General features: G+C 35.9%; 20 protein-coding genes. 4 read left to right on the top strand and 16 right to left on the bottom strand.

Annotated elements, in window-relative coordinates; translation table 11 throughout:
• Nucleotides 1-7 precede the first annotated feature (7 nt).
• Nucleotides 8-961, bottom strand: a complete 954-nt coding sequence (locus tag COE49_RS12460) for an MBL fold metallo-hydrolase (protein WP_088231019.1) — start codon at nt 959-961, stop codon at nt 8-10.
• Between the two features lie 165 nt (nt 962-1,126).
• Between COE49_RS12460 and proI the strand changes: the two genes are divergently transcribed.
• Complete coding sequence (gene proI, locus COE49_RS12455; protein ID WP_098253379.1) at nt 1,127-1,966, top strand: pyrroline-5-carboxylate reductase ProI; 840 nt, start codon at nt 1,127-1,129, stop codon at nt 1,964-1,966.
• 51 nt (nt 1,967-2,017) lie between these two features.
• On the opposite strand, the gene sdaAA is transcribed toward proI, so the two are convergent.
• The 4 genes from sdaAA to rnz all read right to left on the bottom strand — a co-directional run bounded on the left by sdaAA (nt 2,018) and on the right by rnz (nt 5,167).
• Nucleotides 2,018-2,896, bottom strand: coding sequence for an L-serine ammonia-lyase, iron-sulfur-dependent, subunit alpha (gene sdaAA / locus COE49_RS12450; RefSeq protein WP_088231017.1), 879 nt, complete (start codon nt 2,894-2,896; stop codon nt 2,018-2,020).
• Between the two features lie 18 nt (nt 2,897-2,914).
• Complete coding sequence (sdaAB, locus tag COE49_RS12445) at nt 2,915-3,574, bottom strand: L-serine ammonia-lyase, iron-sulfur-dependent subunit beta (RefSeq protein ID WP_088231016.1); 660 nt, start codon at nt 3,572-3,574, stop codon at nt 2,915-2,917.
• A 43-nt stretch (nt 3,575-3,617) separates the two neighbouring features.
• Nucleotides 3,618-3,755, bottom strand: coding sequence for a hypothetical protein (locus tag COE49_RS27640; RefSeq protein ID WP_176548473.1), 138 nt, complete (start codon nt 3,753-3,755; stop codon nt 3,618-3,620).
• 488 nt (nt 3,756-4,243) lie between these two features.
• Complete coding sequence (rnz, locus tag COE49_RS12440; RefSeq protein ID WP_088231015.1) at nt 4,244-5,167, bottom strand: ribonuclease Z; 924 nt, start codon at nt 5,165-5,167, stop codon at nt 4,244-4,246.
• A gap of 188 nt (nt 5,168-5,355) precedes the next feature.
• Here rnz and COE49_RS12435 point away from each other — a divergent pair, with 188 nt between their 5' ends.
• Nucleotides 5,356-5,607 (top strand): DUF3932 family protein, encoded by a 252-nt coding sequence (locus tag COE49_RS12435; RefSeq protein WP_088231014.1) that lies wholly within the window; start codon nt 5,356-5,358, stop codon nt 5,605-5,607.
• Between the two features lie 170 nt (nt 5,608-5,777).
• Here COE49_RS12435 and COE49_RS12430 read toward each other — a convergent pair whose 3' ends face one another.
• Nucleotides 5,778-7,016 (bottom strand): DNA polymerase IV, encoded by a 1,239-nt coding sequence (locus tag COE49_RS12430; RefSeq protein WP_088231013.1) that lies wholly within the window; start codon nt 7,014-7,016, stop codon nt 5,778-5,780.
• Between the two features lie 142 nt (nt 7,017-7,158).
• On the opposite strand from COE49_RS12430, the gene COE49_RS12425 reads away from it, so the two are divergent.
• Nucleotides 7,159-7,359: a hypothetical protein gene (locus tag COE49_RS12425; RefSeq protein WP_088231012.1), complete on the top strand. Its 201-nt coding sequence runs from the start codon at nt 7,159-7,161 to the stop codon at nt 7,357-7,359.
• 43 nt (nt 7,360-7,402) lie between these two features.
• Here COE49_RS12425 and COE49_RS12420 read toward each other — a convergent pair whose 3' ends face one another.
• Together COE49_RS12420 and COE49_RS12415 are read right to left on the bottom strand one after the other, a co-directional pair.
• Entirely contained in the window at nt 7,403-8,521 is a 1,119-nt protein-coding gene (locus COE49_RS12420) for a tripeptidase T (RefSeq protein WP_088231011.1), read from the bottom strand.
• A gap of 127 nt (nt 8,522-8,648) precedes the next feature.
• Entirely contained in the window at nt 8,649-9,194 is a 546-nt protein-coding gene (locus tag COE49_RS12415) for a GNAT family N-acetyltransferase (RefSeq protein ID WP_140417377.1), read from the bottom strand.
• 187 nt (nt 9,195-9,381) lie between these two features.
• On the opposite strand from COE49_RS12415, the gene prli42 reads away from it, so the two are divergent.
• Complete coding sequence (prli42, locus tag COE49_RS27635) at nt 9,382-9,474, top strand: stressosome-associated protein Prli42 (RefSeq protein ID WP_000549039.1); 93 nt, start codon at nt 9,382-9,384, stop codon at nt 9,472-9,474.
• Nucleotides 9,475-9,546: 72 nt separating this feature from the next.
• Here prli42 and COE49_RS12405 read toward each other — a convergent pair whose 3' ends face one another.
• From COE49_RS12405 to COE49_RS12370, 8 genes are all read right to left on the bottom strand, one after another.
• Nucleotides 9,547-9,786 carry a DUF3894 domain-containing protein gene (locus COE49_RS12405; protein WP_088231008.1) on the bottom strand — a complete coding sequence of 80 codons (240 nt, stop codon included), beginning with the start codon at nt 9,784-9,786 and terminating at the stop codon, nt 9,547-9,549.
• A gap of 66 nt (nt 9,787-9,852) precedes the next feature.
• The gene (locus COE49_RS12400) at nt 9,853-10,413 is read right to left on the bottom strand and encodes a L,D-transpeptidase (RefSeq protein ID WP_088231007.1); all 561 of its coding nucleotides are present in this window, start codon (nt 10,411-10,413) and stop codon (nt 9,853-9,855) included.
• 16 nt (nt 10,414-10,429) lie between these two features.
• Complete coding sequence (locus COE49_RS12395; RefSeq protein WP_088231006.1) at nt 10,430-11,398, bottom strand: aromatic acid exporter family protein; 969 nt, start codon at nt 11,396-11,398, stop codon at nt 10,430-10,432.
• 100 nt (nt 11,399-11,498) lie between these two features.
• The gene (locus tag COE49_RS12390; protein WP_088231005.1) at nt 11,499-12,221 is read right to left on the bottom strand and encodes an amino acid ABC transporter ATP-binding protein; all 723 of its coding nucleotides are present in this window, start codon (nt 12,219-12,221) and stop codon (nt 11,499-11,501) included.
• Nucleotides 12,214-12,873, bottom strand: a complete 660-nt coding sequence (locus COE49_RS12385; RefSeq protein ID WP_088231004.1) for an amino acid ABC transporter permease — start codon at nt 12,871-12,873, stop codon at nt 12,214-12,216. Before COE49_RS12385 ends, COE49_RS12390 begins: the two co-directional genes overlap by 8 nt.
• Nucleotides 12,874-12,909: 36 nt before the next feature.
• Nucleotides 12,910-13,689 (bottom strand): transporter substrate-binding domain-containing protein, encoded by a 780-nt coding sequence (locus tag COE49_RS12380; RefSeq protein WP_088231003.1) that lies wholly within the window; start codon nt 13,687-13,689, stop codon nt 12,910-12,912.
• Nucleotides 13,690-14,090: 401 nt separating this feature from the next.
• Complete coding sequence (locus COE49_RS12375; protein ID WP_001979317.1) at nt 14,091-14,504, bottom strand: BrxA/BrxB family bacilliredoxin; 414 nt, start codon at nt 14,502-14,504, stop codon at nt 14,091-14,093.
• 143 nt (nt 14,505-14,647) lie between these two features.
• Nucleotides 14,648-15,106, bottom strand: a complete 459-nt coding sequence (locus tag COE49_RS12370; protein ID WP_088231002.1) for an NUDIX hydrolase — start codon at nt 15,104-15,106, stop codon at nt 14,648-14,650.
• Nucleotides 15,107-15,111 lie beyond the last annotated feature (5 nt).

Raw genomic sequence — 15,111 nt, 5'->3', positions numbered from 1 at the left:
CTGTCACCTACTTTGCATAATAAATCAATTGTTGCGAAGATTCATCAATCATCACTTGTTGATTATATGCTAAATAGTCTAATTGTCCAACAGTTTCTGAAATAGTAAGCGGCAATTGCTCTTTATATAATACGGGAAATAGTTTTACACATACTTCAAATGCTGTCATTGGTTTTTCTTTTAATAATTCAAGTACTTTAAACGCACGTGTTTCTTGCTTTTGTAATCTCGTTTCAATCAGTTGTTTCACATTTAGAACATCTTCTCCATGCCCTGATAAAATACGTGAAATATTCATTTCGCTTAAACGTTGTAACGTTTGATTATATTGTAGTAACGGACGTGCTCTTTCCGTTTGCCCTTCATATGGTGGTTCTAATATTGGGTTTGAAGAAATATGGCTAATGAGCGCATCCCCACCAATTAATATTCCATCTGATTCTCTATATAAAGAAATATGAGTAGAAGCATGACCTGGCGTTTCAATTACTGTAAACCCAGGTAAAGAATCGATACGATCTCCTTCTCTCACAGTATGCGTTAACGATCTATTACAAGAATATTTAAGTGTCTTTGTCGTCAATAATTCCTCATCTTTCAAAAATGCTGCTGGAACGCCGAACTGCAAGGCTGTCTCTTTAAAAAACTTATGATACCACTTTAAAAATTGTGGATTTTGTGTGATCCAAGGCTCATTCCAAGGGTGTCCAATAATATTTGTTTCCTCAGAGAATATATTTAACAGCCCACAATGATCCGCATGATGATGTGTAATCACTACTGTTTTAATATCTTCTATCGTATACCCTAATGCACCTAATTGACTTTTTAACGCACTTCTTGCCCCTTCTGTATTCGTCCCTGTATCAATTAACGTTAACGTCTCCCCCTCAACTACAAACACATTCACAGTTTCAACTGCAAATGGCACAGGAATCTCCAATCGGTGAATCGCCGTCATGCTTAGCCCCCCTGTCTCTTTCCGGTTCAAAAATGAATACCTCTTCAGTTTACAACTTCCTTATTAATTTGTCATTATTTTCAGATAAAAAGAGGTGTTTTCTATAATAAACCGAATGTATGTACATTTATAAGAATCTCTAACCAAATTTAAAGGAGGAACATCATGTCTATTCAAAATATTTCCTTTCTCGGTGCAGGCTCCATTGCCGAAGCGATTATTGGTGGCTTGGTACAAGCAAATGTTGTTAAAGGCGAACAAATTACCGTAAGTAATCGTTCTAACGAGACAAGGTTACAGGAGCTACATACAAAATACGGCGTCAAAGGTACACATAATAAAAAAGAACTACTTACTGATGCCAATATTCTTTTTCTAGCAATGAAGCCAAAGGATGTTGCAGAAGCGCTTATCCCTTTTAAAGAGTATATACATAATGATCTGCTTATTATTTCGTTATTAGCAGGCGTTTCTACTCACTCGATTAGAAACCTACTTCAAAAAAACGTTCCGATTATTCGTGCAATGCCAAATACATCTGCAGCTATTTTAAAATCAGCTACTGCCATCTCACCTTCCAAACATGCAACAACGGAACATATTCAGACTGCCATAGCTTTATTTGAAACGATCGGTCTCGTCTCTGTTGTAGAGGAAGAAGATATGCATGCTGTCACTGCGTTATCTGGAAGTGGGCCTGCTTATATTTATTACGTAGTAGAAGCGATGGAAGAAGCCGCAAAAAAAATCGGTTTAAAAGAAGATGTTGCAAAGTCACTTATTCTTCAGACGATGATTGGTGCTGCTGAAATGCTAAAAGCGAGTGAAAAACACCCTTCTATTTTGCGAAAGGAAATTACTTCTCCTGGTGGAACGACCGAAGCAGGTATTGAAGTATTACAAGAACATAAATTTCAACAAGCACTTATTTCTTGTATTACACAAGCAGCGCAACGATCACATAATCTTGGGGAAACATTAGAACAACTAACAAAAGAAAAATAAAAAATGGAGCTCAATCTTACTTGAGCTCCATTTTTTTATAATCATATATTTTTAGTCATTAATCTTCCCAAAGATCTCTTCTTGCAGACGGCGACCAGTCGGTGTTGCTGCAAGTCCACCTTCAGCTGTTTCACGAAGTGCTACTGGCATCGTTTGTCCGATTCTAAACATTGCCTCAATTACTTCATCACATGGAATTGTACTCGTTACACCAGCTAATGCTAAATCAGCTGAAATCATAGCATTGGAAGCGCCCGCTGCATTACGTTTTACACAAGGTACTTCTACAAGGCCTGCAACAGGATCGCATACTAAACCAAGCATGTTCTTTAATGAAATGGCCATCGCTGTAGCTGCTTGATCTTGTGTTCCACCAGCCATCTCAACTGCTGCTGCAGCTGCCATTCCACTTGCTGAACCAACTTCAGCTTGGCATCCTCCCGCTGCACCAGAAATACAAGCGTTATTCGCAACAACCATACCGAAAGCTCCTGCTGTAAATAAAAATTCAATCATCTCTTCACGTGTAGGCTGTAATTTTTCTTTCAGTGCAAACAGTACACCTGGCACTGTTCCAGCAGACCCTGCTGTTGGTGTTGCACAAATAATTCCCATCGCTGCGTTTACTTCATTTGTTGCAACAGCTTTACTCACTGCGTCCAAAATCGTATCTCCAGATAAGCCTTTTCCACTCTTCATATACGCTTGAACTTTTACAGCATCTCCACCAGTTAAACCAGTCGGTGATTTCACACCGCGAATACCTCGTTCTACTGCTTGCTCCATCACGACTAAGTTCTTTTCCATACCAGCAATTACTTCTTCACGTGAAATACTTCTTGTTTCCATTTCACATTGAATCATAATTTCTGCGATTTTTACATTTTGTTCTTTAGCTTGCGCCACTAGTTCCGCTGCGTTCCGAAACATGGTGAGTCCCCCCTGCAATTATTCCATAATAGTTACTTGACAAATATTTTGTTGCTCATTTATCTCTTTAATCACTTCATCTGCTAACAACTCATCTGTTTCGATGACCATAAGCGCTCTTCTTCCTTTTTCTTTACGAGAAACACTCATTGTACTAATGTTAATCTCATGTTTCGCAAGGATTGAAGCTACTGCTGCAATAGCACCAAAGCGATCGTTATTTACAATAAGAAGTGCTGGGCTTGTTCCTGATAATTGCAGATCAAAGCCGTTTAACTCTACAACCTCGATCTTACCACCACCAATAGAACATGCAACAACTTCAATTTCTTCCTCTCCTTTATACAAACGAATTCTCGCTGTATTTGGATGAGGTGCATTTGCATCTTCTTCAATGAATTCAACTTCAATTTCGCGCTCTTTTGCAATGTCTAGTGCATCTGGAATGCGTAAATCATCTGTTTCAAATCCAAGTATTCCACCAATTAACGCTACATCCGTACCGTGCCCACGATACGTTTTTGCAAATGATCCGTATAATGAAATGCTAACTCTCTCTGGCTCATGACGAAACAGCTGGCGAGCAACTTGCCCCATTCTTGCTGCCCCTGCTGTATGTGAACTTGATGGACCAATCATAACTGGACCAATAATATCAAATACCGAGCGATACTTCATCATAACTCCCCCTAAACCTCTATGAAAATTTTTTACTATTCTATTAAGCTACCGCATCTATTGCTTTTCCAGCCATACCACGAATTTGCTCCGCTATACGAATTGGATATTTTTCAAATAAAAGTGAACCAATATATCCTGAAATAATACCTGATACCATAATACATACGAAATATAGCATTATTTTCATTTAAAATGATATAAGATAACCAGCAATTAAGCCTGGTAGCAATCCAAAGTTTAACACAGAAACCTCTACAATCATAGCATAAACAGGAGATATACCTATCGCTAAATGCAACTAAATTTTCACCAGCTACTCCTCCTGGGTCACCCACTGATTGTCCAAGCTCTTTTAAAAATGGTATTCCAAATAAATTATAATGTGCCCTCATTATAGCTTGTTTTTTATAAAACGCTTACTTTTATTGAATTTTAAAGTTTCTGAATAAAATCCTTCTTTTCTTCTTTGTATCACTTGTACGTACATCTACTTATATAACAGTTTTTCTAAACAACCGATATTTCGTATTTTCACCCTGTATATTCAAAGCATTATAAAATTCTGTGTTATACAAATATAATTATAAAATGATAACAGTTGCTTACTAATTTTTTTGAAAATGAAAAAAATGGTAAACATAAGTTACCATTTTTTTATTGAAATTATTACCTTTCTACTGGAAATGATTTCAAATCCATTGCTATTTCGGTATTAGAAAATAGCTCTCTTGCCTCTTTCAACAATTCCTTATATGTATCTCCTTGATAACGAGAACTAATATGAGTCAATATTAATCTTTTCGCATTTGCCTGAAGTGCAATACTCGCAGCTTGCTTAGATGTAGAATGAAAATAATCATATGCTTGTTGCTCATCCTCTGCCGCAAAAGTTGCCTCGTGAACAAGTACGTCTGCGTCTTGTGCCAGCTCTCTACTCGCTTCGCAATATCGTGTATCACCTAAAATAGTAATAATTCTCCCTTTTTGAGGTGGACCGATAAAATCTTTTCCATTTAGCATTGTACCATTTTCTAATTCAACTACTTCTCCATCTTTTAAACGTTTAAAGAGTGGACCTGGTTTCACACCCATTTCCAGCAATTTCTCTACTAAAAGGGCACCTTGTATATCTTTCTCTACAATACGATACCCAAAACATTCAATACCATGTGACAATCTTTTCATTTCCACATGAAATTCATTATCTTCAAATACTGTACCTTCTTCTGTTATCTCAACAATTTCAAGTGGGTATTTTACATGTGTCGTACTTACTGATAATGCTACTTCAATAAATTGCTTAATTCCTTTTGGTCCATATACTGTTAAAGGTGTAGTCCCACCTTGAAACGAACGACTACCTAATAAACCAGGCAATCCAAAAATATGATCACCATGTAAATGGGTAATAAATATTTTTTCAATGCGGCGTGGACGTACAGATGTATGTAATATTTGATGTTGCGTCGCTTCACCACAGTCAAATAACCAAGTCTGTCCTCGTTCTTCTAACAACTGCAAAGCAATTGCTGAAACATTCCTTCCTTTTGAAGGAACACCTGCACCAGTTCCTAAAAATACAAATTCCACTTTCTTTCCTCCAGCTCTTTATATAATCTATCTCTCATCTTACGAAATGTTATTTCAAATGGCAAATTGAATTTACATAACCAACCATCTAGACAACTATATAACACGAACGTTACACCAAAAAACTTATCAATCATTCGCTTTTTATGCTAAAATAAATATACTACATTTTAAGGGAGCGTTTTATTATGAAAGAAGTATTTCGTTTACAAACTGATTTTTCATCTTCATTTGATCGCTGGGTAAGTTCTTTCGTGTCTGATCACCCAGCACAATTAGAATGGACGACTTTAAAAGAATTAATCCATGAATATACAACATCACATACAAGTGAGACGTTACCAGCTTATATTTCTTCAGCTTTAACATATTACGCACAGCGCGTTTCAACAACAACTAGTTCAGAAATTGTTATTTTTGAAAATGTTACAATCTCGTAATTTATAATAAAAAGCACTGGTTACATGCAGTGCTTTTTATTTATATCCACACGCTTTCAATCTTTTTGTTTTAACTTGGTATGAGGCTAAAAAAGAATCTGACCACCTCTACCCATGGCTGGATTCTCTGTTCTATCTAAAAAAAGAAGGTTTTATATTCATAATACCTTCTACATAAACTTATTTTCTAATTTTTGTTGAAACGACTTCTCTTGCTTACGTAATAGTTGACTACCTCGCTGTAAAAGCGGTGTCCCATACTTATCATTAATTTGATCAATAACAGCAAGTAGCGGTTCTTTTTTTGCATCCTCTTCAAACGAAAACAAATCTAATTGTTTCACCGATTCTGTCTTCCACTCTATTTCAGTAGCTGTAACACCTAGTAAACGAACGGAATCCCCATCCCAATGTTGCTTCCATAAACGGGAGGCTGCTTGAAAAATATCTCGTTCTTCCCAAATTGCATTTTTCAATTGTTTACTCCGTGTTACCGTCCGTCTATCATGGTATTTAATCGTAATTTGAATGTTATAGCTGACAAGAGTTCGCTTTTGTAATCTTTTACTCACTGATTTTGATAAACGTTCTAACATATCAAGTAATTCTTTCTCTTCATCCATATCCTTTGAAAAAGTCGTCGAATTACCAACGCTTTTATGTTGTCCCATTTGACTCGGATCAACTTCCCTATCATCTATGCCTTTTGCACGCCTTTGTAAATCAACACCATGTTTTCCAATTTTAGCGCGAATGATATGCTCGTCTCCCTTTGCCAACTGTTCAATTGTTAGTATATGAATGTCATTTAATTTTTCAGCTGTCTTCTGTCCAATTCCATGCATTGCTTCAACTGAAAGTGGCCAAATCATTTCTGGGATATCACGTTTTCGAAGTACCGTAATGCCAAGAGGTTTTTTCATATCAGAGGCCGTTTTTGCTAGGAAAAGATTTGGGGCGATTCCAATACTACATGGAAGTTGTAACTCTGTTAATAACACCTGCTGAATCATCTTTGCTATTTCAAGAGGTGAACCGAGCGCATAACACTCTGTAATATCTAAATACCCTTCATCTATAGAAACTGGTTGTATTTTCTCTGTAAAACGGGACAGTATTTGGAACATTTGAAATGAAGCTTCGCGATACAATGTAAAATTAGGGCGCCTTACAACTAATTGTGGGCATAACCTTTTCGCTTCCCAAAGAGGCATCGTCGTATGAATTCCATATTCTCTCGCCTCGTAACTACATGTTATGATAATTCCTTTTCTCTCTTTTTCATTTCCGGCAACCGCTAATGGCTTTCCTTGTAATGAAGCGTCATGAGCAATTTCAACAGCTGCGAAAAAACAATTCATATCTACATGCAAAATAACACGACCATTTTTCGGATACATTTCTCGCATAGTATTCACCTCCTCCAAAGAACATTCGTTCCTTTATTATATCAAATTCATGTACAATATAATAATTACTTATTCTTTTTATCCTTATTTTTGCTATACTTAATACGAGTTATGGATATTTTTGTAAAAGGGGTGATTGATTATGAAATCAAACCGTAAACTTAACTATATATTTCTCATTATTATATTAATCATCTTAATTAATTATTTATTACTCCCTATTTTTGATATTAACGCAGCAGGGATCCTTCCAAGTCTACTGGGCATTGCAACAACTGATATACTGCCATGGATTTTCCTATACTGGTTTATCCGTCTTGTAAAAGCAATTGAATCAAAATAAAAAGCGTGTAAATCAATTGTGATTTACACGCTTTTTTTGTTTATTATTTCGCCACTTCTTCAATAATCGCAACAACTAATTCTGCTGTTTTTGCTAACTCTTCAACAGGAATCTTCTCGTTTGTTGTATGAATTTCTTCGTAACCAACTGCCAAGTTAACTGTTGGGATACCGTGTCCAGCAATTACGTTTGCATCACTTCCGCCACCACTTTGGTGTAAAGAAGGTGTACGTCCAATTTTTTCAGCTGCACGTTTTGCAACTTCTACAACGTGGTCGCCATCAGCGAATTTAAATCCTGGGTACATAACGTTTACTTCAACGTCTGCTTGACCGCCCATTTCTTTTGCAGTTGTTTCAAATGCTTCTTTCATCTTCGCAACTTGTACTTCCATTTTCTCATTAATTAAAGAACGAGCTTCTGCAAAGATTTGTACGTGATCGCAAACGATATTCGTTTGTGTACCACCTTCAAAACGGCCAATATTTGCAGTCGTTTCAGAGTCAATGCGACCAAGTGGCATCTTTGCAATTGCTTTCGCAGCGATAGTAATTGCCGATACACCTTTTTCTGGTGCTACACCAGCGTGAGCTGTTTTCCCGCGAATAATTGCGTTCACTTTCGCTTGTGTTGGAGCTGCAACAACAATTTCACCAACTTTTCCATCGCTATCTAATGCGTAACCATACTTCGCTGTAATACGCTCACGGTCTAACGCTTTTGCACCAACAAGACCAGATTCTTCTCCAACTGTAATAATAAATTCAATTTTACCATGAGGGATGTTTTTCTCTTTTAAAACACGAATTGCTTCAAACATTGATGCTAATCCTGCTTTATCATCCGCACCTAAAATTGTAGTACCATCTGATACGATATATCCATCTTTAATAGAAGGCTTAATACCATTACCAGGAACTACTGTATCCATATGAGAAGTAAAGTAAATTGTATCAACACCATCTTTTGTTGCTGGTAAAGTACAAATTAAGTTTCCTGCACCATGACCAGTTACAGCCATTGTGTCATCTTCAAATACTTCTACACCTAAAGCTGTAAATTTCTCTGTTAGTACTTTGCAGATTTCTGCTTCAAATTTCGTTTCAGAATCTACTTGTACTAATTCCATAAATTCATTTACTAAACGTTCTTGATTAATCATAAGACTGCGCCTCCTGCACTACCATTATGTATGTAACACTACTAATTATAACAGAATTTCGCAAAAGTTTCGAAATACAAGACAAAAAACAGATGGTTTATATGTCTAGATAACCATCTGCTTCCTATTACTCATTTAACAATACCCAGCGCATATGATCTTCCCACACGCCATTTACCATTAACATTTTCCTAGATACGCCCTCATATTGAAAGCCTATCTTCGTCACTACTTGTATAGATGCTAAATTACGTGGCATAATCGGCGCTTCTATACGATGTAAATGTGATTCCTTAAAAGCAACTTGAATTGCTTTTCTAAGCGCTTCTGTCGTATAGCCTTTATTCAGCTCTTCTTTATCTAATTTGTAACTGAGTACACAAGATTGATAAATACCACGAACGATTAAATTAAATGAAATACAACCAATTATTTTCGTATTATCACCCTTTTTAAAAATCCATAGCCTAATAATCTTTCCTGCTGCAAACTCTTTTCTATCCTTTTGTAACCTTTTCTTTTGATAATCTAATGTAAAAAAATCCTCTGGTCTATACTCTTCCCAAGCTTTTAAAAATTCACGGTTTCTGTCGTAATATTGAAGAACTTTTTCCGCATACGACTCATCAATTTCCCTTAAATGTAAACGGTTTGTCTCATATATTTTCATCATCGTATCTCCATTCTTCAGCCTGCGTAACAAAAAATTAACCATCCATCTTTTAATATATTCTCTACACATACGCTAATTTCCTGTTATATATTGCAACCCCTTCCCGAATTTTGTCCTTTCTCTCCCTTGTCCATACTTTCATTTCTCGTTACAATGAAATAGTACTGATTTGCAAGGAGGTATAATGATGCATAAAAAAGCTCAAAAAGTTATGGTTTATATAATGCTAATTTCTATGCTTGTAACAACATTACTTGCTGGCGCGAGTATGTTTTGGTAAAAAGGACGACGTGTTCGTCCTTTTTTTACTTTTCATCCATGACAAAATAAACCATCTCGAAATCGAGATGGTTTATTTTGTATAAATCACAATTGCTACAATACTAAAGGAAAATGACATTACTAATGCTATTACAAAACTCGTATACTGTTTCTGCTGAAAGGCCCCAATAACAAATGTAAGGTTAAGCAGTGCCATCAATACAATCGCTACAACGTAAGAACATATATTAAAAGTTGCTAATATGAATGTAATCACAAATAGAAAACCAATAAAAAACTGCATATACGAAATTTTTGGATTCAAGTACATATGAGCAACCCCTTTTTCTTTTTTTATCTTTCTATATCTTCATTAACGCACGGTTATGTACACATGTCAAGACAACTTACTGCAAAAGAAAAAGCCAACCTTTTCGTTGACTTTTTCATATGCAATGGCTCCTTTTTCTTTAGCCAATTGCTGAAATGATTTTTTCGATTTCACAATCCATACTTTCGTTCCAATTGGAATACGATCAAATAAATACTCCACATCATTTTTCTTCATTCTTATACATCCTTGTGAAATATACTTTCCAATTGAACTTGGTTGGTTTGTTCCATGTATTCCATATTTACTCCCATCAGTACCTCTTGCATTAAATCCCATCCACCTTGATCCAAGTGGATTTTTAGGTGAGCCACCTGGAATATCCTTTGCAATATAATATGGATCCTTCGCTTTCATTACAATATCAAAAGTTCCTTCTGGTGTTAATTCATTCGTTTTTCCCGTAGCAACTGGGAAAACTTTTTGAATCTTACCGTCATCAATATAAGCTAATTTATTTGTCGCTTTATTTACAATAATGAAAGGGTCCCCGGCACGCGGATTATCACCAAGAGGCCAAATCGGCGATAAAGATAGGCATAATATGAAAGAGAGAAGATACGGCATAAATAATTCCTACCTTCTATATAAGTTCTTTTATATTATCCTTTCCCTTAAAACGACTTTTAATGAGTAAATATTGCTCCATCTCATAAACAAGTTGAACGAGTTTTGCACGTATTTCAAATTCTTCTCGTGTAACTGGTAAAGGCATTTCTCTAAATACTTCTCGCATTTCTTGAAGTTGTCTTAACGAAATGACCCCTGTACTTTCAGGACGAATAGAATTCCCTATATTTTCAATTACGTCTGCAATCATATCAGCTTGTTCATACGTCCAAGATAATGACGCAGCTAATGGTATCATCCGCTCCAAAATTTCAAATTGTTGCATGCGCATATTGAAATAACGATAGTAATAGTTATCTTCTCGCATAAATGCATTCTCAAGTTTCTTAAACGATAAATCTCTCGCTTCATTTAGCATGTTCTCGGTTTCGATGAGTTCTGCCCCACTCCAACTACTTTCTCTATTTCGTAAATAAACAACCATTTCAAACAAAATTGTTTTAAAATTACTTTCTATCGTATCCTGATACTCTCTTAGCTTATTTTCACTGCTTGGCATATACATATTCACTAATAGCGCCACGCTAATCCCTATCGTTAATATAGCAATTTCATTTCCAACTATAAGCCATGTAATGTGTTTCAATGAATATAGATGCATGACAATAACTGAGCTCGTGACAATCCCTTCTTGAATTTTAAACATAACTGCAGTCGGGATAAATGTAAGTAATAATACACTAATTGCAAGTGGTGTATAACCAATTGTTTCAAAAATACAAAACGCGAATGCCATTGATAATACACAAGCTAAAAAACGATGTAACGATACTTGAAGTGATTTACGCTTCGTATTTTGTACACATAATATAACTAAAATACCCGCTGAACTATAAAATTCTAATCCTAATAACTGAGCAAGAAAAACCGCTGCCCCTGTTCCAAGCGCTGTTTTGACTGTACGATATCCAATTTTAAACATATCATTACCCCTATATGTATAAATGTATTTACAGTTAGTATAAAAAAAGGATGACACAATGTCATCCTTTTCCGCTTATTATTCACATAACCTTTTCAAATTACAATATCTTTTGTAAAAATTGTTGCGCACGTTCACTTTTCGGTGCTGCAAAAAATTCTGCTGGTGCACTATCTTCTACAAGCTTTCCACCATCTAAAAAGAGCACACGATCTGCTACTTCTTTTGCGAATCCCATTTCATGTGTAACAATCGCCATTGTCATTCCTGTCGTCACTAATGATTTCATAACTTCTAACACTTCTTTCACCATCTCTGGATCTAGCGCTGATGTTGGTTCATCAAACAGCATAACTTCCGGTTCCATCGCTAACGCTCTTGCAATTGCTACACGTTGCTTTTGTCCTCCTGAAAGGCGATTCGGATACGTATCTTTTTTATCTAATAATCCTACTTTTTCTAAAAGTTTCTCTGCTTTCTTTTCAGCCTCTTGTTTCGTTACACCTTTCACCTGAATAGGCGCATACGTAATATTTTCTAATACAGTCATGTGAGGGAATAGGTGGAAATGCTGAAATACCATTCCGACATTTTCACGAACATGCATTATATTTGTTTTCGGATTCGTTACTTCTTGCGTTCCAATCCAAATGTGACCATTTGTCGGTGCCTCTAACACATTCATACAACGTAAAAATGTTGATTTCCCTGATCCGGACGGTCCGATAATTGCAACAACTTCTCCTTTTTCAATCGTTGTTGTAATTCCTTTTAATACTTCATTTTTCCCAAATGATTTATGAAGGTTTTCAATTTTAATCACTTTTTTTCATTCTCCCTTCAATGGCTTTCCCGACTAATGTAAGAATAATAACTAACATATAATAAATCAGTCCAACAAAAAGTAATGGCTCAAGATATTTAAACGTTTCACCACCTACAATGTAAGCGCGGCGCATTAAATCTGTTGCTCCAATTACAGTTACTACAGCCGATTCTTTCGTAAGAGTCGCAAACTCATTTACAAGTGCTGGTAATATATTTTTTAAAGCTTGAGGAAAAATAATGTTTCTCATCATTTTCCCGTAAGGAATTCCTAAAGCCATAGCCGCTTCTGTTTGTCCTTTATCAACCGCTTGAATGCCGGCACGAATTACTTCTGACATATATGCACCTGAATTTAAACTAAATGCAAGTACCGCTGCTAAAAAGGCTGGCATTTCATATCCAATCATTTGCGGAACACCGAAATAAATAATCATTAATTGCAATACAAGTGGTGTACCACGGAAAATTGATGTATAAAAATCTGCCGCTATATTTAATGCTCGTATTCTAGCAATTTTGCAAAGTGCTAATAACGTTCCTAAAATAAACCCTGCCAAAGCTGATGCCGCTACAATTTTCAAAGTAACTTCTAGGCCTCTTAATATATATGGTATGGAAGGCGTAATTGCCGAAAAATCTAAGTTCATTCTGTTCATTCCCCTCACTGAAAAGTGAAAGGCAGCTTATTTTGAGCTGCCAAACCATTTCTTCACTAATTTATCCATTTCTCCATTTTCTTGCATTTTTTTAATCACTTTATTAAATTCAGCTGTTTTATCGCTGTTTTTCGGAAGAGCAATTGCAGATCCCACTTCTTCTGGTGCTTCTTTAATTTCAATTCCTTGTAAGTCTTTCATTTTCTCTAAATAATTTTTAGCAACTGTGTCTTCTATAATTGCAGCGTCAAAACGACCCGCTTGAATTTCTTGTACGATTTCTGGTATACGGTCACGTCCCTCAACTTTGAAATCGACTTGTTTTTTTAATTCTGCCGCTTTCTCTTCTTGAATAGACCCTGTTTGTACCCCTACCTTTTTCCCTTTTAAATCTTCTACTGAGTTAATGTTAGAATCTTTTTTAGAAACAATCATATTTTTTGCAACAAAATATATATCAGTGAAATCAACATTATTTTTACGCTCTGCCGTTGGCGTCATACCTGCCATTACGAAATCAACTTTTCCTGAGCTAAGAGATGCTAATAAACCACCAAAATCCATATCTTTCACTTTCACTTCATAACCAAGTTCTTTTCCGATATATTTAGCAACATCAACATCAAAACCGATAATTTCATCACTTTTTGACGCTTCCACGTATTCATAAGGTTTATAGTCTGCTGAAGTACCCATAACAAGTACTTTTTTATCTTTTTCAGTAGCCTTTTCTTCTCCATTACTACAAGCACTGAACATACTTACAATTAAAATAAGTGCAAACGATATTGATAAAAACTTCTTCATCTTTCTTCCCCCTAATAATGTATATTTAAAAGTTATTTGGAATATTTATTCGATGTTTGTATTGTATCAGCACTTTTATTTTTATGCAATATATAAAATAAAAATAAATAAAATAACATTAAATACCTTATTTTTCATGCATAAAATAATGCATAAAGAACATTCCTTCTGTATATTTCATCATTTCAAATAATAAAGTGAAACTTTAATCAGTGGGGGTTTTCTTCATCCCCTACTGATTATTAGCCCTCACCAATCGGACTTTTATGGGCAGCCCGACCCCCACCTAACTTCTTTGCTTTGCTGAATTTTGAGGTGGGGGTCTTACTGCCCGTTAAAGCGGGATAAATAAAAAAGGCGGTACACCCACTTATTCGTGGGCATACCGCCTTTTCATTTATTTATAGTTCTTCACAATTCTCTTCGAAATACGATTGTAGTTTCGCAATGACTTGCATCGGTTCATGACCTTCAATTTCATGGCGTTCTACCATCGTTACAATTTTCCCATCTTTTAACAAAGCAAATGATGGAGAGGAAGGTGGATATCCTTCGAAATACTCACGCGCTCTTGCTGTCGCTTCTTTATCTTGGCCTGCAAACACAGTTACAAGATGATTAGGACGTTTATCGTAATGTACGGAATGTGCAGCAGCAGGACGAGCAATACCACCTGCACAACCACATACAGAGTTTACCATTACAAGTGTTGTTCCATTTCTTTTAAACGCTTCTTCTACTGCTTCTGGCGTCGTCAATTCTGTATATCCAGCAGAGACAATCTCTTCACGCGCTTGGCGGACAACATCATTCATAAAAAAGTTAAAATTAATCAATCTTTTCCCTCCTCTAAAACTATCTATTTGTATCTTACCAGTTAATGTTTATGAAATACAAGTAAGTTTACTTGTATTTCAGCATAGAAAAGGTGTTAGAGCAGGGCTCTAACACCTTTTTGTCACTTTTCCATAATCTTTATATATTCAGCAATCATTTTTTTATGCGATCCTACAATATAGTCCGGTAGTTCTGTTACAGGAAAGAATTTAAGCTGAACTGCTTCTTCTTTATTCATAACAAAATCCCCTTCGTATTCATCCGTATAATAGGCCGTCGTTACAGATTGAAATTCATCACCATTTGCTAATTTTGTAAAGTAGTTCACTCCAGAAAATACATTAATTAATCGTAAATTCTTCACTTTTATTCCTGTCTCTTCGTATACTTCACGGTAAGCAGTTTCTTCTGGTGATTCACTAAGCTCCATTAGTCCGCCTGGTAGCCCCCATTTTCCGTACGGCTCTGTTCTTTGCTGTAATAATACATCTCCATGTTCATTTATAACGAGTACAACAGCACCAACTAAAATTAAAGGGCGATGACCAACTATTTTTCGTAATTCTTCTACATATCCCATCGTAT

The sequence above is a fragment of the Bacillus sp. AFS029637 genome (assembly GCF_002584985.1).
Classification (GTDB): Bacteria; Bacillota; Bacilli; order Bacillales; family Bacillaceae_G; genus Bacillus_A.
This window is presented reverse-complemented; position numbering and strand designations above follow the sequence as displayed.